Here is a 22751-nt window from a genome sequence, read left to right on the forward strand (position 1 = left end):
TTATTCTTGCGCGTGCAGTTCTGCGACGAGCGGCTTCTTGGCGTGGCCGCCGAGATAGGCGGCGGCGATGGCTTCGTTGCCCCACAATTCATCCGGTTTGCCGCCGAGCACGATGCGGCCGGTTTCCAGAACATAACCATGGTCGGCAACGGACAGTCCCATGCGCGCGTTTTGCTCCACAAGCAAGACGGTGGTGTGCTGGCGGATCTCGGTGATGATGCGGAAGACCGCCTGCACGATCACCGGGGCGAGACCCAGCGATGGCTCGTCGAGCAGCAGCAGCCGCGGCTTGGCCATCAGCCCGCGGGCAACGGCGACCATCTGCAACTGGCCGCCGGACAGCGTCCAGCCCAGCGCATCGGAGAATTTGCGGATGTCCGGAAACAGGTCGAACATGGCGTCCGATTCCCGCGACAGTTCGGACTTCGAGGCGCGGCGGTTGGAGCCGCCGAGCATGATGTTTTCCTTCACCGTCAGGCCGGGAAACACCCGCCGTCCTTCCGGCACGTGCGAAATGCCCATGCGCACGATCGGCTCCGGACCGAGGCCGGCGATCGACTTGCCGTCGAACAGGATATCGCCCGACGCCGGTTTGGCGAGGCCGGAGATGGCGCGCAAGGTCGTCGACTTGCCGGCGCCGTTGGCGCCGAGCAGCGTCACCACCTGCCCCGCCTCGACGCTGAACGAGATGCCGCGCAGGGCCTCGATTTCGCCGTAGCGGACGTTGAGATCGCGAACTTCGAGCAGCGCCATCATTCCGTTCCCAGATAGGCGGAGACGACATCCGGATGGCGCAGTACCGCCATGGATTCGCCGTCCGCGATGCGGCGGCCGAAGTTCAGCACGGTGATGTGCTGCGCGGCTTCGGACACCAGCGTCATGTCGTGATCGATGATCAGGATGGTGAGGCCCTGTGCCGCGATGCGCTTCAGCAGCTCGTGCAGTTCGAGCTTTTCGGTGGAGTTGAGGCCGGCGGCGGGCTCGTCGAGCAGCAGCAGCGTCGGGTTTGCCGCCAATGCGCGGGCGATCTCGATCAGCCGCTGGTGGCCGTAGGAGAAGCTGGAGATCAGCTCGTTGGCGCGCGGGCCGAGGCCGACAAATGTCAGCGCAGACATGGCGCGCGCCGTCAGCAGGGCATCGTTGCCGTTGCCGATCAGCGTATTGCCGGGCCGCTCGGCGCCGATGATGACGTTCTCCAGCGCGCTCATGGTGCGGAACAGGCGGATGTTCTGGAAGGTGCGCCCGAGCCCCGCCGCCGCGCGCAGATGCGGCGGCATGGTGGTGACGTCGGTGCCGTCGAGCAACACCTTGCCGGCGGTGGCGCTGTAGAGGCCGGACAGCACGTTCAGCGTCGTGGTCTTGCCGGAACCGTTCGGCCCGATCAGCGCATGCACGCCGCCGCGGTGCACGGCAATGTCGACATTGTCGACGGCTTTCAACCCGCCGAAATGCTTGGCGAGGCCTGTGACTTCCAGCACCATTTCGCCGCCGGTCTTTGCGGGCGCCAGTTGCAGCGGCACGCCGGGATCGGGGATTTTGACCTTGCCGCGGAAGCGGTCGAGGAAGGCGGTGACAAAACCCCAGATGCCGTCGGGCATGTAGCGGATGATCAGAATCACCGACAGGCCGTAGATCGCCAGATACAGACCCGGCACGCTCTTGAGGAAGCGCAGCCACTCCGGGATCAGGATCAAGAGCCCGGTGCCAATCGCCGAGCCGATCGGCGAGGCCACGCCGCCGAGCAGCGACATGGTCAGGAACACGATGGATTCGGCGAAGGAGAACTGGTCGGGACTGACATAGGCGAAGCCGCCGGCGAACAGCCCGCCGCCGAGCCCGCCGAGCACGGCGCAGATGGCGAATGCATAGACCTTGGTGCGAAACACATCGATGCCGACCACGCCGGCGGCGAGTTCGTTGTCGCGCACCGCGCGCATGGCGCGGCCGAGCCGCGTCTGCGGCAGATGCCAGACGAAGTAGCCGATCAGCGCCAGCATCGCCACGCAGAAGGCCAGATAGGATTGCGACGACTGGAACAGCGCCGGACGCCCGATCTTGCCGACGCCGTCCGGGCCGTGAGTCAGCCATATGGCGTTGATCATCACCAGCGTCACGATCTGCTGGAACGAGATCGTCACCATGGCGAGATAGTGCCCGCCGAGTCGCAGGGTGGACATGCCGAGCACCGCGCCAGCCAGCAGCGCCATGACGCAACCGGCGGCGAGACACAGCCAGTAGCTGATCTGGTAGTCGGCGGTGCCGATGGCGACGGCATAGGCGCCGAAGCCGAAGAAGGCCGCCTGCGCCAGGTTGATCTGGCCGCACAGGCCGAGCACCACCGACAGGCCGAACACCGCGATGGCGAAGGTGGTGGCCTGCATCAGGATGTTGAGGATGTAGCCGTCGAAGCTCATCGACGCGGCAAGCGCCACGACGACGGCGGCGCCGATGAAATACGGCGCGTGACGGATCAGCAGCGGCGTGGTGCGCGGCACGGCGACGGGCTGGACGTTCTCGGTGACGCTCATGCTTTTTCCGCCACGCGTTCGCCGAAGATGCCCTGCGGGCGGAACACCAGGAACGCAACCAGCACCATGAAGGCGAAGGCGTCCTTGTACGGCACCGAAATATACGCGGCGCCGAAGGTCTCGATGATACCCAGCGACAGGCCGCCGATGATGGCGCCGGTGACGTCGCCGAAACCGCCGATAATGGTGGCGGCAAAGGCCTTCAGCGCGATTGTCGAGCCCATCTGGATCGAGACGAACAGGATCGGCGCCACCAGGATGCCGGCGAGGCCGCCGAGCATCGCCGAATAGATGAAGGTGATCATGATCATGGTGGAGACGGAGATGCCGAGCAACGAGGCCATCTCCTTGTCCTGCGATGTCGCCTGCAGCTTCTTGCCGAGCATGGTCTTCTCGAAGAACCAGTAGTTGAAGATCACCAGCACGAGGGTCACGGCCATGATCAGCAGATACTGGTTGTCGAGATAGACCGGGCCGACCTGGATTCCGGGGGTCTCGAACCAACCCTCGAGCACCTGCGGCTGCGGCCCGTACAGCGCCAGCACCGAATTGGCCAGTAGGATCGAGGCGCCGATGGTGGCGATGATGACAGGCAGATAGGTGCGATGGCGCAGCGGATAGTAGACGCCGAGGTTGAACACCGCGCCGAGCAGCGCCATGCCGGCCAGCGCCACCAGAAATGAAATCCAGTACGGCCATTGCAGGTCGACGGCGAACACCACCATCAGATAGGCGGCAACCATGGAGAACTCGCCCTGGGCGAAGTTCACCACGTTGGTGGCCCGGAAGATCAGCACGAAGCCCAGCGCCACCAGCGCATAGACGGCGCCGATGCCGATTCCGGTAAACAGAAGTTGAAGCGCAAGATCCATCAGGGATGCTCGGTGGGAGAAAAGTAGATGTCATTCCGGGGCGGACGACAGCGGCGAAGCCGTCTGGCGGGCGAACCCGGAATCCCGAAATGGCGTTTGCGGAAAAGGGCGCTGAACATTTCGGGATTCCGGGTTCGCTCGCGGCTGGCGCCGCTCGCGCCCCGGAATGACAGTGTTAGGCTGGTTCGCGCGCAGCTCACGCTGCGCGCGAACCGGGATGACGGCCTGCGGCCGTCAGTCCTCAAACTCGATGTGCTTGTCGAAGACGATGTTGCCCTTGTCGTTCTTCACGATGTTGTAGCCGTGCAGACCGTCGCCCTTGTCGTCGAAGTTGTATTCGCCCTCGGCACCGGGGAACTTCTTGATGGCGATGATCGCCTCGCGGATCTTTTGCGGATCGGTGGATCCAGCCTTGTTGATGGCCGCAGCCAGCACCGTAACCGCGTCGTAGGGCCACGAGCTCTGGTTGTCCGGCGCCACCTTGTAGGCATCGCGATAGGCCTTGCCGAACTTCTTCGAGCCCTCGCTGGACTCTTCCGCATAATCGGCGACGCCGTAGGTGCCGTACAGTGCGGGGCCTGCGAGTTTCAGGGCGGTGACGTTGACGATGGAGGGCGAGCCCACCCACGGAATACTGACGCCAAGCTGGCGCAGCTGCCGGGCGAAAATGCCGAGGTCGTTTTCGAAGGTGAAGTAGGAGCCGAGGATGTCGGCGCCGGACTGCTTGATGGCCAGCACGACCGGGGTGAAATCCTGGCTCTGGTTGGCATAGCCCTGATCGATGGCGATGGTGGCGTCGAGCTTGCCGAGCGCCTCGGTCAGCGCCTTGCCGCCGGCGGTGCCGAAGGCGTCGGTGGAATGCAGCACGGCCCACTTCTTCTTGCCGAGCGTCTTGACGCCGTAGTCGGCGATGACGCGGCCGGAATAGCTGTCATTGGGCCGGAAGCGGAACAGCCAGGGATTGCCAAGCTTGGTGAGATTGGGATCGGTGCCGCCGAACATCACCGGCTTGCCGAGCTTCAGCACGTCGGGCGCCATGGCGTGCACCTGGGTGGAGCGGATCGAGCCGAGGAAACCCACAATATCGGACTGCGCTGCGAGCTTGGAGAACGCCAGCACGATTCCGGGATTGGTGGTCTGGTCGTCCTCGATGATCAGTTCGATCTGCTTGCCGAGCACACCGCCGGCCTTGTTGATCGCCTCGACCGCGAGCTTGGCACCGCCAGTGGCGTATTTCCCGGCTTCGGCGGCCGGGCCTGTGATGGGCGCACACATGCCGATCTTGATGGTGGCACCCTGCGCCCGCGCGCTGCCAATGAGAGCGGGTGCGGCAATACCGGCCGCGAGACCAGCCGTAAAATCACGTCTCGTAAGCTTCATCGAATCCTCCCGTAAGAGGCCGGACTTGAGCGCCAGCCTTCTTTGATTGTCAGAGTTGAGCGAAAAATTCCGCGCGTGTCTACTCTCCGTTCGGCAAGTCTGTGTCTGCACAAACGTTATGCATGCCCGCGCACGACATATCATTCATCCGCATCGTCGCCCGCCACCGGCATTGTCATGAGACTGCCTTCCAGCGCATGCAGCATGTCCTGCAGATCCGCCAGCTTGCGCGCGCCAAACCGGCTGGCGATTTCGGCATAGATCGCCTCCGACGACGGCGCCACTGCGGCGATCAGCTTCACGCCGCTGTTGGTGATGGCCACAATGCTGCGACGCAAATCGGACTTCACCAATTGCCGCCTGATCAGCCGGCGCGCCTCCAGATCGCGCAGGATGCGCGACAGGCTCGGGCCGAGCAGACAGGCGACATTGGCCAGTTCCGTGACCTCGATCGCGCCGTGCGCCGACAGCGCGCGCAGGATGCGCCACTGCTGCTCGGTCAGCCCATGGGCGCGCAGCGACGGGCGGAAATGCCGCATCACGGATTCGCGGGCGCGCAGCAGCGCCATCGGCAGCGAACGCGAAAAGTCGCGCATCGGAACTTGCGTGCCGGATCCTGTGCTGCCCTTGCTGGCGGAGGTCATCGATATCCTGCATTCGGCCGCGTGCATCGCACAATGGAAATCCGCCGGAGCGGTTTGATCGGAGACACTTAACATGTTAATCGGTTTCGCGCAGGATACTTGCACGGCAATTCCCAGGAAGCGAGCCGCCAGATGCCGCATTTCACCATCGAATATTCCGCCAATCTCGACACGCAGATCGATATCGGCGCGGTGTGCGAGTTGGTGCGCAAGGCGGCGGTGGAGACCGGGGTTTTTCCGCTGGGCGGCATTCGCGTGCGCGCCATCCGCTGCCCGCATTACGCCATCGCCGACGGCCGGCCGGGGCTCGGCTTTCTCGACATGGTGCTGCGGATCGGCGAAGGCCGCGACCTCGCCACCCGCCACAAGGCCGGCGAGCATATCTTCCAGGTATTGTCCGATTATCTCGACCCGGTCTTCACCAGCAGCAACTTCGCGCTGTCGTTCGACATGCAGATCAACGACAAGGCCACCAGCTGGAAGCGCAACAACATCCACGATCTGCTGATCGGCGAGGCCCGGCATGGCTAAAGCTCCCATCGATTCCGCCGCCGTGTTCCAGGCCAACCGCGACCGCGCCGCACCTCTGCTGAAGAAACTCACCGGCGACGGCATCGGTCACATCATAGATGGCCAGATCGTGCCGTCGGCCTCCGGCGAGGTGTTCGAGACCACCTCCCCCATCGATGGCGCCGTGCTGGCGCAGGTGGCGCGCGGCAATGCGGCGGATATCGACCTCGCTGCCAAGGCGGCGCAGCGCGCATTTCGCGACTGGCGCGACATGCCGGCCGCCATGCGCAAGAAGCTGCTGCACCGCGTCGCCGACGCCATCGAGGACCGCGCCGACGACATCGCGGTGCTGGAATGCATCGACACCGGGCAAGCTCACAGATTCATGGCCAAAGCGGCGGTACGCGGCGCGGAAAACTTCCGCTTCTTCGCCGATAAATGCACCGACGCCCGCGACGGGCTGAACATGCCGGCCGATGAACACTGGAACGTGTCGACCCGGGTGCCGATCGGCCCGGTCGGCGTGATCACCCCGTGGAACACGCCGTTCATGCTCTCCACCTGGAAGATCGCCCCTGCCCTCGCCGCCGGCTGCACGGTCGTGCACAAGCCGGCGGAATGGTCGCCGGTCACCGCCGATCTGCTCGCGCAGATCGTCAAGCAGGCCGGCGTGCCCGACGGCGTGCTCAACACCGTGCATGGGTTTGGCGAGGAGGCAGGCAAGGCCCTCACCGAACATCCGGCCATCAAGGCCATCGCCTTCGTCGGCGAGACGTCCACGGGTGCGGCGATCATGGCGCAGGGCGCGCCGACGCTGAAGCGCGTGCATTTCGAACTCGGCGGCAAGAACCCGGTGATCGTGTTCGACGACGCCGATCTCGACCGCGCGCTCGATGCCGTGGTGTTCATGATCTACTCGCTGAACGGCGAGCGCTGCACCTCGTCGAGCCGGCTGCTGGTCCAGGACAGCATCGCGGACACCTTCATCGCCAAGCTGACCGCGCGGGTGAAGGCGCTACGCATCGGCCATCCACTCGATCCGGCCACCGAAGTGGGGCCGCTGATTCATGCGCGGCATTTCGACAAGGTGTGCTCCTATTTCGACATCGCCCGGCAGGACGGCGCCACCATCGCCGCCGGCGGCAAGGCGCATGACGGCCCCGGCGGAGGGCACTATGTGCAGCCGACGCTGGTCACCGGCGCGCGCAGCGACATGCGGGTGGCGCAGGAGGAAGTGTTCGGCCCGTTCCTGACGGTGATCCAGTTCCGCGGCGAGGACGAAGCCATCGAGATCGCCAATGCCGTGCCCTATGGCCTCACCGGCTATGTCTGGACCGGCGATGTGGGCCGCGCCCTGCGCGTCGCCGACGCGCTGGAGGCCGGCATGATCTGGCTCAATTCGGAAAACGTCCGCCATCTGCCGACGCCGTTCGGCGGCATGAAGTCGTCGGGCATCGGCCGCGACGGCGGCGACTACTCGTTCGACTTCTACATGGAAACCAAGCACGTTTCGCTCGCCAAGGGTACGCACAAGATCCAGAAGCTGGGCATCCCCTCATCCTGAGGAGCGGCCTTTTGGCCGCGTCTCGAAGGATGAGGGGTGCGCCTCATGGTTCGAGACGCGCGCAAGCGCGCGCTCCTCACCATGAGGACAACAACAAACGACGATGAGGAAACGCCATGCCGGTCCCGCAGCACGTCTTCGATCCCCCTTCAACATCCTGCGCGCCAGCCACGTGGTGCTGGATGTCACCAATCTTGCGGCGAGCCGCGCTTTCTACGAGACCACGGTGGGGCTGCATGTGGAGGACGCCGACGAGGATACGGTGTATCTGCGCGGCAGCGAGGAGCACCAGCATCACTCGCTGGTGCTGCGCAAGGCTGACAACGCCGCCTGTGCCCGGCTCGGCTTTCGGGCCGGCGACGAGAACGACCTCGACAAGGCCGCGTCGTTCTTCGCCGCCAACGGCATCGTCTACGCCTTTGTCGCACGCCCGTTCCAGGGCCGCACCCTGCAGTTCACCGATCCGTTCGGCTATCGCATCGAACTGGTTGCCAGCATGGACAAGCGTCCGCATCTGCTGCGCCGCTTCGATCTCTACAAGGGCTGCCATCCGCAGCGGCTCGACCATTTCAACGTGTTCGCGCCCGAACTGCAGGATACGGTCGAGTTCTATGCCCGACTTGGCTTCCGCCTCACCGAATATGCCGAGGAGGACGGCGAGAACGGCCGCATCGCCGCGGCGTGGATGCATCGCAAGGGCAACGTCCACGATCTCGCTTTCACCAACGGCCGCGGGCCGCGGCTGCACCATTTTGCCTATTGGGTGCCGACCGCGATGAATATCCTGCATCTGTGCGACGTGATGGCATCGTCGGGATACCTCAAGAACATGGAGCGCGGCCCCGGCCGCCACGGCATTTCCAACGCCTTCTTCCTCTACATCCGCGATCCCGACGGCCACCGCCTCGAACTCTACACCTCCGACTACCAGACCATGGATCACGATCACGAACCCTTGCGCTGGTCGCTGAAGGATCCGCGCCGCCAGACCCTGTGGGGCGCGCCGGCGCCGCGCTCGTGGTTCGAACAGGGCTCGCCATTCCCCGGTGAGGCCGTGCGCGAGCCGCTGTTCACGGCGGATGTGACCATTGCGGATTGAAGCCACGCAAATGTTGTCGTCGCCCGGCCGGCGCGCAATTGCGCGCCTGGACCGGGCGACCCAATATGCGCAGGGTTCTGCGTTGGCCACAGACGACGCCGGATACTGGGTCACCCGCTTTCGCGGGTGACGACAACCGAGTGTAAGGATCGCACAGCATGACCCCTCCCCGCCTCGCCACCTTCACCGTCAACGGCGCGCTGAAATATGGTGCCGTGACCGATGCGGGCGTCGTCGATCTCTCGGCGCGCTACGGGCACTATCCGACGCTGCGCGAGGCGATTGCCCATGGCGCGTTGCCGCGGCTGGTGGATGCGGCGGCGAATCTTGCGCCCGACTTCGCGCTTGATGCTATCGCGTTGCAGCCGCCGATCCCGGCACCGGAAAAGATCATCTGCATCGGCGTCAACTATCCCGACCGCAATGCCGAATACAAGGACGGCCAGGACGCGCCAAAATTTCCCTCGATGTTCATGCGGACGCCGCGCTCCTTCGTCGGTCACGGCGCGCCCCTGGTGCGGCCGCACGTCTCGCCGCAGCTCGACTACGAGGGCGAGGTGGTGCTGGTGATCGGCAAGACCGGCCGGCACATCGCCGAGCGCGACGCGCTGGATCACGTCGCGGCGATCACCCTGTGCAACGAAGGCACCATCCGCGACTGGGTGCGCCACGCCAAATTCAACGTCACCCAGGGCAAGAACTTCGATTCCTCCGGCAGCCTCGGCCCGTGGCTGGTGCCGTATACGAACGAAGCGCAGATCGCCGACATCCGGCTCACCACCCACGTCAATGGCGAGCTGCGTCAGGACGACCGCACGTCGCGGCTGATCTTCAGCTTCCGATATCTGCTCGCCTATATCTCCACCTTCACAACGCTGGTGCCGGGCGACGTCATCGTCACGGGCACGCCGACCGGCGCCGGCGCGCGCTTCGATCCGCCGCGCTTTCTGATCCCCGGCGACGTCGTCGAGGTCGAGGCCACCGGCATCGGCGTCCTGCGCAACGGCGTGGTGGATGAAGCATGAGCATGCAAGCAAACAACGGATTCACATCATGACTGCAATCACCGGCGGCGAAGCCATCGTCCAGGGTCTTGTGGCGGAAGGCGTCGACACCGTGTTCGGCCTGCCGGGCGCGCAGATCTACGGGCTGTTCGACGCCTTCCATCAGGCGCAGCTGCGCGTGATCGGCGCGCGCCACGAACAGGCCTGCGGCTACATGGCCTATGGCTATGCGCGCGCTTCGGGCAGGCCCGGCGTGTTCAGTGTGGTGCCCGGCCCCGGCGTGCTCAATGCCGGCGCGGCAATGCTCACCGCCTTCGGCTCCAACGAACCGGTGCTGTGCCTGACCGGCCAGGTGCCGACGGCGTTTCTCGGCCAGGGCCGCGGCCATCTGCATGAGATGCCCGACCAGCTCGCGACCTTGCGCAGCTTTGTCAAATGGGCCGACCGCATCGACTATCCCGATTCCGCGCCGACCAAAGTGGCGCGCGGCTTTCAGGAGATGATGTCGGGACGGCGCGGACCGGCGGCGCTGGAAATGCCGTGGGATGTGTTCACCCAGCGCGCCGATGTCGGCGCGTCCCAGCCGCTGCCGCGCTTCGCCGCGCCGCTGCCGGACAGCGAGCGCATCAAGGCGGCCGCGGCCCTGATCAAGGCCAGCAGGAATCCGATGATCTTCGTCGGCTCCGGCGCCATTGATGCCGCCGACGAGATTCTCGAACTGGCGGAGATGCTCGACGCGCCCGTGGTGGCGTTCCGCTCCGGACGCGGCATCGTCAGCAATGCCCATGAACTCGGGCTGACCATGGCGGCGGCGTATCATCTGTGGCCGCAGACCGACCTGATCATCGGCATCGGCACACGGCTGGAGCTGCCGGCGTGGCGCTGGCCGTACCGCCCGGCCGGGCAGAAGTCGGTGCGCATCGACATCGATCCGGTGGAGATGCGCCGCTTCGCGGCCGATGCCGCTGTGGTCGCCGACGCTCGCGCCGGCACGGCCGCCTTGCGCGCCGCGGTCAGCAAAGCGGGCTTCGGCAAAACCGCCGGCCGCCGCGACGCGATCCGCGACGCCTCCGCGAAAGCGCTGCAGGAGATCCAGGCCGTGCAGCCGCAGATGGCCTATCTGAACATTCTGCGCGAGGTGCTGCCTGACGACGCCATCGTCACCGACGAGCTGTCGCAGGTCGGCTTCGCCTCGTGGTACGGCTTTCCGATCTACCAGCCACGCACCTTCATCACCTCGGGCTATCAGGGCACCCTGGGCTCCGGCTTCCCCACCGCGCTCGGCGCCAAGGTCGCGCATCCGGACCGCGCGGTGGTGGCCATCACTGGCGATGGCGGATTCATGTTCGCGGTGCAGGAACTGGCGACCGCCGTGCAGTTCAACATCGGCGTGGTCACGCTGGTGTTCAACAACAACGCCTATGGCAATGTGCGGCGCGACCAGCTCACCGTGTTCGACGGCCGCGTCACCGCCGCGGATCTCGTCAATCCGGATTTCGTCAAACTTGCCGATTCGTTCGGCGTCGCCGCGGCGCGGGTCACCGCGCCGGATCAGTTTCGTGCTGCACTTGAAAAGGCGCTGGCGCATGGCGGGCCAAGCCTTATCGTGATCGAGGTGCCCAGGGATTCCGAAGTGAGCCCGTGGGCGTTCATTCATCCGGCGAAGCCGTAGCCGATGCCCTCATGGTGAGGAGCGCGTCTTCGCGCGTCTCGAACCATGAGATGTGTGGCCATCCTTCGAGACGCGCGCAAGGGCGCACACCTCAGGATGAGGTCGCGGGACTCCCCGCTGCGCGCGCGATGCCGCCAGCACCAGGAGGCCGGCGCCGGCCACCGACCAGCACGCCACCGGCGCCCAGTACAGCAGCGGCGCGTAGTCCGGCAGCTTCTGCAAGCCGCCGGCCACCGCCGCCATGCGCGCAAAGGTCGCCAGCGCCAGCGCCGAGAACACCAGGCCGGTGACCTTGCCCTCGGCGCCGGTCTCGCCGATCGCCAGCGCCGCGGCCACCGCGCTCATCAGCATGCAGCCCCACGCCGCACCGGCGAGGAACTGCGCGACGATCAGCACGTTGAGGCTGCCGGCCAGTTCGGCGCCGAGCACGGCAACGGCACCGAGCAGACCGGCAAAGCCCATCACCACCAGTCCGCCGCGGCGCCGGGTGACGATGCTGGCCGGGAACATCGCGATGTTGAAGCCAATCCAGAACACCGGCATCAGCCATTCCAGATCCGCCGGCTTGGCGAAGCGCAGGAAGAACGGCGCGCTGTTGATGCTGAAATGCAGCTGGTAACCCAGCGCCAGGATCACCATCGAGGCGATGAACAGCAGCGGCACCCGGCCGAGCGGCTTGGCGGGCGCCAGCTTCGGGCGGCCCTCGCGGGCCGCCACCGCGACGAGGCCGCGCTCGACCCGCGACAGCGCCAGCGCCACCAGCAGCAGCACGACGCTGGACAGGATGAACGGCAACCGCGCATCGATTTCGCGCAGCGCGACGCCGAGATAGGGCGAAAGCGCACCTGCAAGTCCGTAGCCGAGCATCACCAGCGCGGCGAGCAGCGGCAGCTTCGGCCGCGCGCCGTATTTGCCGAGCATGGTCAGCGGCGGGGCGCGCAGCGCCGACGAGGTCACCGCCCAGATCGCGATCAGCGCGATCAGCGCGGCCTGGGCGTTCGGACCGTTGCCGGCGACGAAAGGCATCGCGACAAAGGCGATGCAGGAAATCGCGGTAAGCAGGCCGACGATCAGCCCGAGCCGGCCGACGACACGCGAAATGCGGTCAGCGACGATGCCCATCGCGGTGTCGGTGACGGTGAAGATCAACTGGTCCATCATCAGGATGACAATCACCGCGGACGGCGCGATGCCGACGCTGGCGGCCAGCTTCGGCAGGAAGATGACGTAGACGGTCCACATCAGCGTGAACGCCAGCTGCAGCACCGCGAGATAGACGCCGGCGCGATTGCTGGCGCTGGTCGCTGCGGCATCTTCGGCGAGTTCGACTTCGGTCATCGGGCTGCTCCGAGCGGAAGCATAAAGGAGCGACAGCGAGAAAGGAAAGCCGGGCTTTCTTCCCTCTCCCCCAGCGGCGCGCCGCGGGAGAGGGTGCCTGAGCGAAGCGAAGGCGGGAGAGGGCCCTTGGCAGCTAGCTGACGTCGGAGTATGTGGCACGCCCCCCTCTCCCGCCTCGAACGCACTCCGTGCGTTCGATCCACCCTCCCCGCCCAGCGAAGCTGCGCTTCGCCGGTGGGAGAGGGGAAGAAGAGCACTTTGCGCTGCGAATGCGCCTGCTACTGCACTTTCCGAAACGTCAGGTTTATCCTCTGCCGGCCCATCAGGGGATGCTCGCCGTCGGCGAGCGGCGCGACGCCATGATAGGCCAGCCGCGCCGGGCCGCCCCACACCGCGATGTCGCCGTGTTCGAGACGATAGCGCTTTGCCTTTTCACTGCGCGCGAGGCCGCCGAACATGAACACCGCCGGCAGGCCGAGCGAGACCGAGACGATGGGCGCGCCGAGATCGAGCTCATCCTTGTCCTGATGCAGCGACATTTTCGCGCCCGGCACGTAGCGGTTGATCAGGCAGGCGTCGGGCACGAAGTCCGCGAAGCCGCCCTGCTCCGCGGCGCGACGCGCAAGGTCGAGAAACGAAGGCGGAAGAGCCGGCCAGGGCCTGCCGGACTCCGGATCGTTGACGTCATAGCGATAGCCGCTGATATCGGTGACCCAGCCCTTGCTGCCGCAATTGGTCATGGCCACCGACATGGTGTGGCCGCCCGGCGTGACCATGCGGCGGAACGGCGCCTGCGCGACGATCGCGCGCAAGGCGGAGATGATCTCCGGCTCGTCCGCCCTGAACAATCCGCGCAGCAACACCGCGCCCTCGGCCATCGCCTCGCGCGACGGACGGTGGTCATCGGCCAGAGCTGCAAACAGGTCAGTCACGCATCACTCATTTGGCATCGTGAAAGATCACACCAACGGTATGGCGGTGGCCGGAGCGGATCCGGCTGACGCCATGGCGCATGTTAACACGATAGGCGCCGCGCGTGCCCTGCACCGGGCGGTGATGCACAGCGAAAACCACCGCGTCGCCCCGGCCGAGCGGCACCACCTCGGCACGCGACTGCATGCGCGGCCGCTGCTCGGTCAGCACGAATTCGCCGCCGGTGAAATCGCGGCCCGGTTCCGACAGCAGGATCGCCACCTGCAGCGGGAACACATGTTCGCCATAGAGGTCCTGATGCAGGCAATTGTAGTCGCCCTCGCCATATTGCAGCAGCAGCGGCGTCGGCCGGGTCTGGCCGGCTGCGTGGCAGCGCTGCAGGAAGGTGTCGTGATCGCCGGGGAAGCGGACGGCGATGCCCATCGTCGCGTTCCAGCGATTGGCGACGTCGCTGAGCGGGCCGTACAACGAAGCCCGCAGGGCCGCGATCGGCTGGGGCAACGGATAGGAAAAATACTTGTACTCGCCGCGGCCGAAACCGTGGCGGCCCATCACCACGCGGCTGCGGAACCGGCTGTCGTCGGGATACAGCATCGCCAGTTCGGCGCATTGCTCCGCGGACAGCAGGTTGTCGATGACGGCGCAGCCGCGGGCATCGAGTTCCCCGGCGATATGTGCCCAGTCGATGGTGGCAAGGCGCGGCAACAAGGATTGCGCAGGAGCGCTGTCGACGCGTCGCGCATTTGCGGGAGAAACCATGCCATCGTCTCCATCGATCACGTGGAGGATATCGTGACCTTTGGGCAAGATTGAGATTTCGCTGAGGGTCGCGACACCCGATTTCCGACACGTCGGGCGCGGACCTAACCTCTCCCCGCATCTTGCGCGGGGAGAGGTCGACCGGCGTAGCGCAGCGAAGTCGGTCGGGTGAGGGGCCGGGCACAAGGCGGGCAAAATTATCTCGCATCCCGTGACGAATTGAGCGCCCTGCCCCGCCCTCACCCGCCTTCGCTGCGCTCAGGCACCCTCTCCCCGCAAGTGCGGGGCGAGGGAAGAAACTACCCCACCACAGGCAACGTCACGATGTCGTAGCCCGATGCAACCTTGCGCTTCAGCACCGGGTCTTCCATTTCATAATCGAAGCGCGTGGCGGGGCGGATGCCGCCCTTGGCCGCAAACGTGCCGCCGAACATGGCGGTGCCCTCGGGCAGCGTGTCACGGTTGAAGCCACGCCGGATCAGTTCGGCCACCGGCAGCATGCCGCTCAATGTGCCTTCCTGGTACAGCACGCGGACGCCGTCGATTGTGGCGAAGGAGCGCAGGATGATCTGGTCCCAGTGGCCTTCGACCTCGGCGAGATCCCACACCGTGGCGGCAACCGGCTTGTCGCACATCTGCTTGGACACGGTGATGTTGTAGGTCTCCACCTTGCGGTCGGTATGGTCGGAGCCGACGCCGACATAGGTCTTGCCGTTGCCGCCAAACAGACAGAACTCGACCTCGCCGGAGGAATCGCCGCCGGTGCATTCGATGGCGCCGTCGGTGGTGAAGCGGCGCGCGGAGCAGCGATAGTAGATCGGCGTGGAGGCCGGCGGCGCGATGCCGATGGCCGCGAGTTCGGCAATATGGTGATCGCGCGCCACGGGATCGCGGCCGGTCCAGCCAGCGATCACGCCCTGGGTGATGGACAGCGTCAGCGGCGATTGCGTGCCCCTGGCGTCCAGCGTGAACGCGATGGTGGTGGTCATAGGATGGTCCTTCGTGCAATTGGCTCGGATGGTCCGGGCCTCATGGTGAGGAGGCGCTTCTTCAGCGCCGTCTCGAACCATGAGGCAGTTCGTGGCTCATCCTTCGAGACGCGCGCGAAGGGCGCGCTCCTCAGGATGAGGTCTGCGTGTCCTACCCGCGGATGACGCCTTCAATGCCGGCGGCGAGTTCGAAGATGCGGCGATCGGAGCCGCCAGCACCGGCCAGCATCAGCCCGACCGGCACCTCGCCCTGGCGATGCGCCGGCAGCGAGATGGCGCAGCCGTCGATCATGTTGATCAGGGTGCAGTTGCGCAGCGACAGGATGTTGGCCTTGGCGAAGGCCTTGTCGTCGGCCATGTTCGCTATCGACGGCGGCGTGTTCGCCGTGGTCGGCAACACCAGCGCGTCATAGGGCGCGATGCGGGCCTCGGCACGCTCGATCATCGAGCGACGCGCGGCAAACAGATCGATGTAGTCGGCCGCACTCTGGCTTTCGCCGCGCATGATGCGCACCGACACGCGCGGATCGTATTCGCTGCCGCGGCTGGTCAGCAGGTAGCGATGCCAGGCATAGCTTTCCGCGGCAGCAAAGCCGCCCTTGGAACTGATCGGACCGATGTCGAGGAATTCCGGCACCGCGATGCGTTCGATGATCGCGCCGTGCTGCTCCAGCGTCGCCAGCGCGCGCTCGAAGGTCTTTGCGACGGCCTCGTCGAGATCGTCGAGCGCAATGGTGGTCGGCACCGCGAGCCGCATGCCCCTGATCGGGCGCGGCACCAGCGGCGTGAAGCTCTCATCGGCGAGCACGGCGTCCATCGCCGCGCAGCACGCCACGGTGCGCGCCAGCGGGCCGATGCTGTCCAGCGATGACGACAGCGGCACGGCGCCGTCGAGCGGCACGCGGCGCTGGGTCGGCTTATAACCGACAATGCCGTTATAGGCCGCCGGAATCCGGCACGAGCCGCCGGTATCGGTGCCCAGCGCGCCATGGGCCATGCCGTCGAGTACGGACACCGCGGCGCCCGCCGACGAGCCGCCGGGCACATGGCCAACGTCGCGCTGCCACGCGCCCTTCGGGGTGCCGTAATGCGGATTGATGCCAATGCCGGAATAGGCGAATTCGGTCATGTTGGTGCGGCCGATCACCACGAAGCCGGCGCGGCGCAGCCGCGCCACCGCGAGGGCATCTGCCTCGGCGGGTGCAGAGTCCTCCAGCACGCGGGAGCCGGCGGTGGTCACCTGGCCCCTGATGTCGAACAGGTCCTTGATGGAGACGGGGATGCCGGCAAAAGGCGACGGCGCCGCTCTGACCTTGCGCAGGGCATCCATGGCATCGGCGGCGGCCAGCGCTGCCGCCTTGTCAACATGGATGAACACCCGCTCGCCCTCGCCCTTGGGATCGGCGATGGCAGCCAGACAGGCCTCGACCAGTTGTCGCGAGGTGGTACGTCCGGAGTCGAGATCGGCCGCCAGGCCGGCGAGAGTGGGCTGGTCTGTCATGCGTCGGATATCCCGTTTCAGACCGTGGCGAATGACCGCTCACGGCGCGGTAGAGGTATCGCCCAAGTCGCCGTCGATTTCCAGATCGAGCAGCGCGGAGCTGAGCGATTTGCCATGCGCGTCCAGCGCCAGCGAGCGCGTCACGCCGCCGCCCAGCGCCTGGTCCATGACGAAATTCAGCGCGGCGATGCCGGGCAATTCGTAGCGCACCACATCGCCGGCAACGATGCCGGCGAAATGCGCCCGCACGCGCGCGCTGGTGACCTGCGCCAGCAACAGCGGGTAGTGCTTCGCGTCATAGGCGATCACCGAGATATTCGAGATATTGCCCTTGTCCCCGGTGCGGGAATGGGCGAGTTCGCGCAGCTTCATCTCAGCTCTCCACGAAACGGATCGACGGCGTCGCCTGCTCGCGCGGCAGCAGCACCGAGGCGACTGCCACCACCTCCCGCGCCGATTTGGTGGCACCGCCGCCGCCAGCCGGGCCGTTGGTGTACAGCGTCTCCACCTCGTTGCCGATGCGAACTGCCTCGCGCATGGTTTCGGTGCGCCCGGTGACGCGGACGCGGACCTCGTAGGGTTCGGCCCGGCCGGCGCTGAGCGCCTCGCCGTGCAGTGAATCGATGCCGATCAGATCGAAGCGCAGCTCGCTGCTGGCGACGCCCGTCAGCTTCAGGCGCTCGCGCACGATCTCCAGCGCCAGCCTGCCGCGCGCCACGGCGCCGGGGCCGGCATAGGAGATCTGGCCCTCGCCGATGAAGCCGTCGACATAGCCGACCGAGACCTTCAGCGTATCGGTGCGCGCCGTGCCACGACCGCCGCCAATGCGGACGCGGTCGGGGCCGATCTGCTCGACGCTGACGCCGGAGAAATCCGCCACCACGTCGGGCTGGATATAGCGTTGGGGATCGTGCACCTCGTAGAGCAGCTGCTCCTTGCAGGTCGCCGCAGTCACGGCGCCGCCGGAGCCGGCCACCTTGGTGATGACAAGCGAGCCATCCTCGCCGACCTCGCCGATGGGAAAGCCAAGACGCGCCAGACCCGGTACATCCTTGAAGCCGGGGTCCGCAAAATAGCCGCCGGTGACCTGGCCGGCGCATTCCAGCAGATGGCCGGCGACGGTGCCCTGCCCCAGCAGATTCCAGTCGTCCAGCGCCCAGCCGAAAGCGTGGATCATCGGTGCCATGAACAGCGCAGGATCGGAGGCGCGGCCGGTAATCACCACATCGGCGCCGGCGCTCAGCGCCTCCACCATCGGCGCGGCACCGAGATAGGCGTTAGCGGACAGGACGCGGTTGCCGAGCTGCCGCATCGTGCCGTCGATTTCCAGCAACGGCAGCGCGCTGTCCTTGCAGGCCTCCAGCACGTCGTCGCCGACGACGGCGGCGATCTTCAGCGACAGGCCGAGCGCGCGCGCAATCTCCGCGGTACGGCGCGCTGCCGCCTCGGGGTTCGCCGCGCCCATGTTGGTGACGACCTTGATGCCCTTGGCGGCGCAGATCGGCAGCACTGCGCGCATCCGCTCCTCGAGCAGCGGATCGAACCCGCCGTCGGGATTCTTCATCCGCGCCTGCTGCGCCAGCGCCACCGTGCGCTCGCCCAGGCATTCGAACACCAGATAGTCGATGTCGCCCTTTTCGGCGAGTTCGACAGCGGGCTCGATGCGATCGCCCGAATAGCCGGCGCCCGATCCGATTCTTATGCTGCGCAAGATCGCCCCGGCATGTCGGCTCCCTCAAATTTCTGCATGTATTTTACGCGAACCTACCCCGGCAGGTTGCGACGGCACAAGCCTCGCCACGCGACCAGCAGATGCGGCCATGCGTCCACCGCGCTGGACCGTTGCCCCCGGAATGTGGAATGTCCATCAAGACACAACAGGACCCCCGCGGTCCGATCCCAGGGAGAGAACGAAAGCCATGGCCGAACCGGCACGCGCACGCCCCAAACCGACCCCGGAAACCCAGCACTACTGGGATGGCGCCAAAGCCGGCGAGCTGCGGCTGCAGCGCTGCGACGCCTGCGCCAACGTGTATTTTCCGCCGCGCCCGTTCTGCCCGTCCTGCGCCTCGCGCAAGGTCAGCGTGTTCAAGGCGTCCGGCAAGGGCACGCTGTATTCCTACGTGATCAACCACCGGCCGGCCGCCCCTGGCTTTACGCCGCCTTACGCCATCGCTGTGGTCGAACTGGAGGAAGGCCCGCGGCTGATGAGCAACATCATCGACTGCCCACAGACCCCGGAGGCTCTGGAACTCGACATGAAGCTCGAAGTCGCGTTCGAGACGCTCGACGACCAGATCACCCTCCCCGTATTCCGTCCGGCGAAAGGCTGACACCATGCGCAGAAACGCAGTCGCCGTGGTCGGCGCCGCCGAGACCACCGAGCTCGGCGTCATCCCAAACATGTCACAGATCCAGTTGCACGCCGATGCGGCACTGAATGCGATCGCCGATGCCGGCCTGAAACTGTCGGATATCGACGGCATCGCCACCGCGGTGGAGACGCCGCAGCAGATCGCGCACTACCTCGGCATCACGCCGACTTGGGTCGACGGCACCTCGGTGGGCGGCTGCTCCTTCATGCTGCATGTCCGCCACGCCGCCGCGGCGATCGAGGCCGGGCTGTGCAAGACCGTGCTGATTACGCACGCCGAGTCAGGCAAGTCGATGATCGGCAAGCAGCCGCGCTCGACGCCGGCGGACAGCCTGAATGGCCAGTTCGAGGCGCCCTATGGCGTCTACGGGCCGCCCAGCATGTTTCCGATCCCGGTGCTGCGCTACATGAAGACCCACGGCATCACCCACGAGCAGATCGCCTCGGTGGCGGTGGTGCAGCGCGAATGGGCGGCGAAGAATCCGCGCGCCACCATGAAGGCGCCGATCACGGTCGAGGACGTGCTGAACTCGAAGATGATCGCCTACCCGTTCCGCATCCTGCAATGCTGCCTGGTCACCGACGGCGGCGGCGCGCTGATCCTGACCTCGGCGGAGCGGGCAAAGGATTTCCCGAACAAGCCGGTCTATATCCTCGGCACCGGTGAGAGCGTGGAAACGCCGATGGTCAGCCAGATGAAGACGTTCGACAGTTCGGCGGCATTCCGTGTCGCGGGGCCGACCGCGTTCCGCGAAGCCGGCATCGCGCATGAGGATGTCGACCACCTGATGATCTACGACGCCTTTGCGCATCTGCCATTGTATGGCCTCGGCGATCTCGGCTTCATGCCGCATGAAGAGACAGGCAAGTTCATCGCCGACGGCAATACAAGGCCAGGCGGCAAGCTGCCGCTCAACACCAATGGCGGCGGGCTGAGCTACATGCATTCCGGCATGTACGGCATGTACGCGCTGCAGGAGAGCGTGCGACAGATGCGCGGCATTGCGCCGGCACAGGTGCCGGGCGCGAAGATCTCCGTCTGCCACGGCGTCGGCGGCATGTTCGCGGCGTCGGGCACGGTGATTTTTACGAACGAGAAGTAACTGTCGTTCCGGGGCGCGAACGCCGCCAGGCGGTCGCGAACCCGGAACCTCGATATGTTCATCGTCTCATTCCAAGATTCCGGGTTCGCTCGCAGCTTGCGCTGCTCGCGCCCCGGAATGACAACCAAGGGAAACAGAAGAATGGCCACTACAAAATCACTCGACGGAAAAGTCATCGTCGTCACCGGCGCCGGGCGCGGCATCGGGCGGGGCATTGCGCTTCTGTGCGCCGCCGAAGGCGCCAAGGTCGTGGTCAACGATCCCGGCGTCGGCACCGACGGATCGGGCGGCGCCAGCGTCGCACCGGCCGAGGAAGTGGTCGAGGAAATCCGCAAGGCCGGCGGCACTGCCGTCGCCAACTTCGAATCCGTCGCCGAGGCGATCCCCGCCAGCAAGATCATCCAGCAGGCGGTGGACACCTATGGCCGCATCGACGGCGTCGTGAACAACGCCGGCATCCTGCGCGACGCGATCTTCCACAAGATGTCCATCGACGCCTTCGAGATGGTCATCAAGGTGCACCTGATGGGCTCGTTCTACACCTCGCATGCCGCCGCGCGTTTCTTCCGCGAGCAGAACTCCGGCTCGTTCGTGCACTTCACCTCGACCTCCGGCCTGATCGGCAACTTCGGCCAGGCCAACTATTCGGCGGCCAAGCTCGGCATCGTCGGCCTGTCGAAGTCGATCGCGCTCGACATGCAGCGCTTCGGCGTCAATTCGAACTGCGTGTCGCCGTTCGCCTGGAGCCGCATGATCGGCTCGATCCCGACCGAGACCGAAGCCGAGAAGGCCCGCGTCGAGCGCATGCAGCGCATGGGTCCGGAAAAGATCGCGCCGCTGGTGGCGTTCCTGCTCTCCGATGCCGCCAAGGACGTCACCGGGCAGATCTTCGCTGCGCGCATGAACGAGATCTTCCTGATGGGCCAGTCGCGCCCGCTGCGTTCGATCCATCGCAGCGAGGGCTGGACTCCGCAGAGCCTCGCCGAGCACGGCATGCCCGCGCTGAAATCGTCGTTCTACAAGCTGGACCGCTCGGCGGATATTTTCAGCTGGGATCCGGTGTAACGCACAACCGAGGTTCGATTCCCGGACGCGGTGCAGCGCAGGCGATGCGAAGCGTCGCCGACGACGCTGCTCCGCAGATCCGGGACCGTTCCAAGCGCCGTCGCCCCTAGGAAGGCCCCGGCTCTGCGAAGCAACACTTCGTGTTGCATCGCGTCCGGGGCACGTGCCTCCACCGACTTGTGCATCGCGCTCGCCGCACGGCAGCATCGAATTCGCTGGCCTCCCTGTCACACCGGTATTCTAATAGCTGCATAGGCTGGGGGAAAATATAACCGGGAGGACGATCATGCAGACTCAGTCTGAGACGCGCGATGCCGTGCCAAATCACCTCGACCGCCGAACCCTGTTGCGTGGCGCTGCGACCCTTGCCGCAACTTCGCTGATCGCCACCGACGCATCGGCGCGCAATTTCGGCCGCGGCGCCGAGCCGCAGCGTTACCCCGATCCCGATATCGTCGTCATCGACGCAAAACGTTTCAAGGCCAAGGTCGGCAACACCGCGATCCAGCGGCTTTATACGGGCTGCCTGTGGGCGGAAGGACCGGCGTGGAATGCGCAGGGCCAGTATCTGGTGTGGAGCGACATTCCGAACAACCGGCAACTGCGCTATCTCGACGACGACGGCCATATCTCGCCGCAGTTCCGCAAGCCGTCCAACGAGAGCAATGGCAATTCCTTCGACACCGAAGGCCGGCAGATCACCGCCGAGCGCACGCGGCTGGTGCGCTTCGAGCACAACGGCAGCGTCACCACGCTGGCCGAGAAAGCTGGCGACAAGCCCTTGAACGGCCCCAACGACATGGTCGTGCATCCCAACGACAAGTCGATCTGGTTCACCGATCCCGGCTATGGAGCGATCAGCATCTATGAAGGCCAGTTGGCCAATACCGGTTCGGTCTCGCCCTATCAGAAGGAGGCGGTGTATCGCATCGACGGCCAGTCCGGCCAGGTTACCAAGGTGGCCGACGAGCCGTTCAAGCCCAACGGCCTCGCATTCAGCCCCGACTACAAGAAGCTCTATGTCTGCGACACCGGCATCACACACTACCCGAATGCGAAAAACGTGGTGTGGCAGTACGACGTCGACGGCGGCAAGCTCAGCAATGCCAAGCAGTTGGTCGACATGACCTTGGATGGCAAGTCGGGCTTTCCCGATGGCCTGCGCGTCGATACCGAGGGCAATCTCTGGGTCGGCGCCGGCTGGGTCGGCGAAGGCTATGACGGCGTGCACATCTTCGCGCCGGACGGCGCCCGCATCGGCCAGATCAAGCTGCCGGAAATCTGCGCCAACGTCTGCTTCGGCGGCAAGAAGCGCAACCGGCTGTTCATGACCGCGAGCCAGTCATTGTATGCGGTCTATGTGGAGACGCAGGGCGCGCATTTCTGTTGAGGCGATGTTCGCCACATCCAAAACTG

General features: G+C 65.7%; 21 protein-coding genes. 9 read left to right on the top strand and 12 right to left on the bottom strand.

Features of this window, described 5'->3' with window-relative positions; all coding sequences use genetic code 11:
- From ONR75_RS22985 to hpaR, 5 genes are all read right to left on the bottom strand, one after another.
- Window positions 1-753 carry an ABC transporter ATP-binding protein gene (locus ONR75_RS22985; protein WP_265079275.1) on the bottom strand — a complete coding sequence of 251 codons (753 nt, stop codon included), beginning with the start codon at window positions 751-753 and terminating at the stop codon, window positions 1-3.
- A complete protein-coding gene (locus tag ONR75_RS22990) occupies window positions 753-2528 on the bottom strand; it encodes a branched-chain amino acid ABC transporter ATP-binding protein/permease (protein WP_265079276.1) in 1776 nt (591 codons plus the stop codon). The genes ONR75_RS22985 and ONR75_RS22990 overlap by 1 nt, the downstream gene beginning before the upstream one ends.
- A complete protein-coding gene (locus ONR75_RS22995) occupies window positions 2525-3400 on the bottom strand; it encodes a branched-chain amino acid ABC transporter permease (RefSeq protein ID WP_265079277.1) in 876 nt (291 codons plus the stop codon). The genes ONR75_RS22990 and ONR75_RS22995 overlap by 4 nt, the downstream gene beginning before the upstream one ends.
- A gap of 234 nt (window positions 3401-3634) precedes the next feature.
- A complete protein-coding gene (locus ONR75_RS23000) occupies window positions 3635-4780 on the bottom strand; it encodes an ABC transporter substrate-binding protein (protein ID WP_265079278.1) in 1146 nt (381 codons plus the stop codon).
- 140 nt (window positions 4781-4920) lie between these two features.
- Window positions 4921-5424, bottom strand: a complete 504-nt coding sequence (gene hpaR, locus ONR75_RS23005; protein ID WP_265079279.1) for a homoprotocatechuate degradation operon regulator HpaR — start codon at window positions 5422-5424, stop codon at window positions 4921-4923.
- A 132-nt stretch (window positions 5425-5556) separates the two neighbouring features.
- Here hpaR and ONR75_RS23010 point away from each other — a divergent pair, with 132 nt between their 5' ends.
- The 5 genes from ONR75_RS23010 to ONR75_RS23030 all read left to right on the top strand — a co-directional run bounded on the left by ONR75_RS23010 (window position 5557) and on the right by ONR75_RS23030 (window position 11273).
- Window positions 5557-5955 carry a 5-carboxymethyl-2-hydroxymuconate Delta-isomerase gene (locus tag ONR75_RS23010; protein ID WP_265079280.1) on the top strand — a complete coding sequence of 133 codons (399 nt, stop codon included), beginning with the start codon at window positions 5557-5559 and terminating at the stop codon, window positions 5953-5955.
- Complete coding sequence (gene hpaE / locus ONR75_RS23015) at window positions 5948-7498, top strand: 5-carboxymethyl-2-hydroxymuconate semialdehyde dehydrogenase (RefSeq protein ID WP_265079281.1); 1551 nt, start codon at window positions 5948-5950, stop codon at window positions 7496-7498. The genes ONR75_RS23010 and hpaE overlap by 8 nt, the downstream gene beginning before the upstream one ends.
- Window positions 7499-7601: 103 nt before the next feature.
- Window positions 7602-8597 carry a 3,4-dihydroxyphenylacetate 2,3-dioxygenase gene (gene hpaD, locus ONR75_RS23020; RefSeq protein WP_265079282.1) on the top strand — a complete coding sequence of 332 codons (996 nt, stop codon included), beginning with the start codon at window positions 7602-7604 and terminating at the stop codon, window positions 8595-8597.
- 158 nt (window positions 8598-8755) lie between these two features.
- The gene (locus tag ONR75_RS23025; protein WP_265079283.1) at window positions 8756-9622 is read left to right on the top strand and encodes a fumarylacetoacetate hydrolase family protein; all 867 of its coding nucleotides are present in this window, start codon (window positions 8756-8758) and stop codon (window positions 9620-9622) included.
- Window positions 9623-9650: 28 nt separating this feature from the next.
- Window positions 9651-11273, top strand: a complete 1623-nt coding sequence (locus tag ONR75_RS23030) for a thiamine pyrophosphate-dependent enzyme (protein WP_265079284.1) — start codon at window positions 9651-9653, stop codon at window positions 11271-11273.
- A 9-nt stretch (window positions 11274-11282) separates the two neighbouring features.
- Here the strand turns inward: ONR75_RS23030 and ONR75_RS23035 are convergent, their stop codons facing one another.
- From ONR75_RS23035 to ONR75_RS23065, 7 genes are all read right to left on the bottom strand, one after another.
- Entirely contained in the window at window positions 11283-12611 is a 1329-nt protein-coding gene (locus ONR75_RS23035) for an MFS transporter (protein WP_265079285.1), read from the bottom strand.
- A gap of 278 nt (window positions 12612-12889) precedes the next feature.
- Window positions 12890-13489, bottom strand: a complete 600-nt coding sequence (gene alkB, locus ONR75_RS23040) for a DNA oxidative demethylase AlkB (RefSeq protein WP_265083772.1) — start codon at window positions 13487-13489, stop codon at window positions 12890-12892.
- A gap of 61 nt (window positions 13490-13550) precedes the next feature.
- Window positions 13551-14303, bottom strand: coding sequence for a 2OG-Fe(II) oxygenase (locus ONR75_RS23045; protein ID WP_265079286.1), 753 nt, complete (start codon window positions 14301-14303; stop codon window positions 13551-13553).
- Between the two features lie 299 nt (window positions 14304-14602).
- Window positions 14603-15292, bottom strand: a complete 690-nt coding sequence (locus tag ONR75_RS23050) for a DUF2848 domain-containing protein (protein WP_265079287.1) — start codon at window positions 15290-15292, stop codon at window positions 14603-14605.
- Between the two features lie 151 nt (window positions 15293-15443).
- Window positions 15444-16793: an amidase gene (locus ONR75_RS23055; RefSeq protein ID WP_265079288.1), complete on the bottom strand. Its 1350-nt coding sequence runs from the start codon at window positions 16791-16793 to the stop codon at window positions 15444-15446.
- A 39-nt stretch (window positions 16794-16832) separates the two neighbouring features.
- Window positions 16833-17165, bottom strand: coding sequence for a hypothetical protein (locus ONR75_RS23060; protein WP_265079289.1), 333 nt, complete (start codon window positions 17163-17165; stop codon window positions 16833-16835).
- 1 nt (window position 17166) lies between these two features.
- Window positions 17167-18504 carry an acyclic terpene utilization AtuA family protein gene (locus ONR75_RS23065; protein WP_265079290.1) on the bottom strand — a complete coding sequence of 446 codons (1338 nt, stop codon included), beginning with the start codon at window positions 18502-18504 and terminating at the stop codon, window positions 17167-17169.
- A gap of 208 nt (window positions 18505-18712) precedes the next feature.
- Here ONR75_RS23065 and ONR75_RS23070 point away from each other — a divergent pair, with 208 nt between their 5' ends.
- From ONR75_RS23070 to ONR75_RS23085, 4 genes are all read left to right on the top strand, one after another.
- Window positions 18713-19126: a Zn-ribbon domain-containing OB-fold protein gene (locus ONR75_RS23070; RefSeq protein ID WP_265079291.1), complete on the top strand. Its 414-nt coding sequence runs from the start codon at window positions 18713-18715 to the stop codon at window positions 19124-19126.
- 4 nt (window positions 19127-19130) lie between these two features.
- The gene (locus tag ONR75_RS23075; RefSeq protein ID WP_265079292.1) at window positions 19131-20270 is read left to right on the top strand and encodes a thiolase C-terminal domain-containing protein; all 1140 of its coding nucleotides are present in this window, start codon (window positions 19131-19133) and stop codon (window positions 20268-20270) included.
- A 141-nt stretch (window positions 20271-20411) separates the two neighbouring features.
- Window positions 20412-21335 carry an SDR family oxidoreductase gene (locus tag ONR75_RS23080; protein ID WP_265079293.1) on the top strand — a complete coding sequence of 308 codons (924 nt, stop codon included), beginning with the start codon at window positions 20412-20414 and terminating at the stop codon, window positions 21333-21335.
- A gap of 286 nt (window positions 21336-21621) precedes the next feature.
- On the top strand, window positions 21622-22725 hold the full coding sequence (locus tag ONR75_RS23085) for an SMP-30/gluconolactonase/LRE family protein (RefSeq protein WP_265079294.1): 1104 nt from the start codon (window positions 21622-21624) through the stop codon (window positions 22723-22725).
- The last annotated feature ends 26 nt before the right edge of the window (window positions 22726-22751 follow it).

Source organism: Rhodopseudomonas sp. P2A-2r, from assembly GCF_026015985.1.
Lineage (GTDB): Bacteria > Pseudomonadota > Alphaproteobacteria > Rhizobiales > Xanthobacteraceae > Tardiphaga.

What these genes read in the sequence shown, in the direction of transcription:
- alkB (WP_265083772.1), bottom strand. Translation starts at nt 13,489, where the DNA reads ATGGCCGAGGGCGCGGTGTTGCTGCGCGGATTGTTCAGGGCGGACGAG.
- ONR75_RS23030 (WP_265079284.1), top strand. Translation starts at nt 9,651, where the DNA reads ATGACTGCAATCACCGGCGGCGAAGCCATCGTCCAGGGTCTTGTGGCG.
- ONR75_RS23085 (WP_265079294.1), top strand. Translation starts at nt 21,622, where the DNA reads ATGCAGACTCAGTCTGAGACGCGCGATGCCGTGCCAAATCACCTCGAC.
- ONR75_RS23060 (WP_265079289.1), bottom strand. Translation starts at nt 17,165, where the DNA reads ATGAAGCTGCGCGAACTCGCCCATTCCCGCACCGGGGACAAGGGCAAT.
- ONR75_RS22985 (WP_265079275.1), bottom strand. Translation starts at nt 753, where the DNA reads ATGGCGCTGCTCGAAGTTCGCGATCTCAACGTCCGCTACGGCGAAATC.
- hpaD (WP_265079282.1), top strand. Translation starts at nt 7,602, where the DNA reads ATGAGGAAACGCCATGCCGGTCCCGCAGCACGTCTTCGATCCCCCTTC.
- ONR75_RS23070 (WP_265079291.1), top strand. Translation starts at nt 18,713, where the DNA reads ATGGCCGAACCGGCACGCGCACGCCCCAAACCGACCCCGGAAACCCAG.
- ONR75_RS23080 (WP_265079293.1), top strand. Translation starts at nt 20,412, where the DNA reads ATGGCCACTACAAAATCACTCGACGGAAAAGTCATCGTCGTCACCGGC.
- ONR75_RS23050 (WP_265079287.1), bottom strand. Translation starts at nt 15,292, where the DNA reads ATGACCACCACCATCGCGTTCACGCTGGACGCCAGGGGCACGCAATCG.
- ONR75_RS22990 (WP_265079276.1), bottom strand. Translation starts at nt 2,528, where the DNA reads ATGAGCGTCACCGAGAACGTCCAGCCCGTCGCCGTGCCGCGCACCACG.
- ONR75_RS23075 (WP_265079292.1), top strand. Translation starts at nt 19,131, where the DNA reads ATGCGCAGAAACGCAGTCGCCGTGGTCGGCGCCGCCGAGACCACCGAG.
- ONR75_RS23055 (WP_265079288.1), bottom strand. Translation starts at nt 16,793, where the DNA reads ATGACAGACCAGCCCACTCTCGCCGGCCTGGCGGCCGATCTCGACTCC.
- ONR75_RS23010 (WP_265079280.1), top strand. Translation starts at nt 5,557, where the DNA reads ATGCCGCATTTCACCATCGAATATTCCGCCAATCTCGACACGCAGATC.
- hpaR (WP_265079279.1), bottom strand. Translation starts at nt 5,424, where the DNA reads ATGACCTCCGCCAGCAAGGGCAGCACAGGATCCGGCACGCAAGTTCCG.
- ONR75_RS23045 (WP_265079286.1), bottom strand. Translation starts at nt 14,303, where the DNA reads ATGGTTTCTCCCGCAAATGCGCGACGCGTCGACAGCGCTCCTGCGCAA.
- hpaE (WP_265079281.1), top strand. Translation starts at nt 5,948, where the DNA reads ATGGCTAAAGCTCCCATCGATTCCGCCGCCGTGTTCCAGGCCAACCGC.
- ONR75_RS22995 (WP_265079277.1), bottom strand. Translation starts at nt 3,400, where the DNA reads ATGGATCTTGCGCTTCAACTTCTGTTTACCGGAATCGGCATCGGCGCC.
- ONR75_RS23000 (WP_265079278.1), bottom strand. Translation starts at nt 4,780, where the DNA reads ATGAAGCTTACGAGACGTGATTTTACGGCTGGTCTCGCGGCCGGTATT.
- ONR75_RS23035 (WP_265079285.1), bottom strand. Translation starts at nt 12,611, where the DNA reads ATGACCGAAGTCGAACTCGCCGAAGATGCCGCAGCGACCAGCGCCAGC.
- ONR75_RS23025 (WP_265079283.1), top strand. Translation starts at nt 8,756, where the DNA reads ATGACCCCTCCCCGCCTCGCCACCTTCACCGTCAACGGCGCGCTGAAA.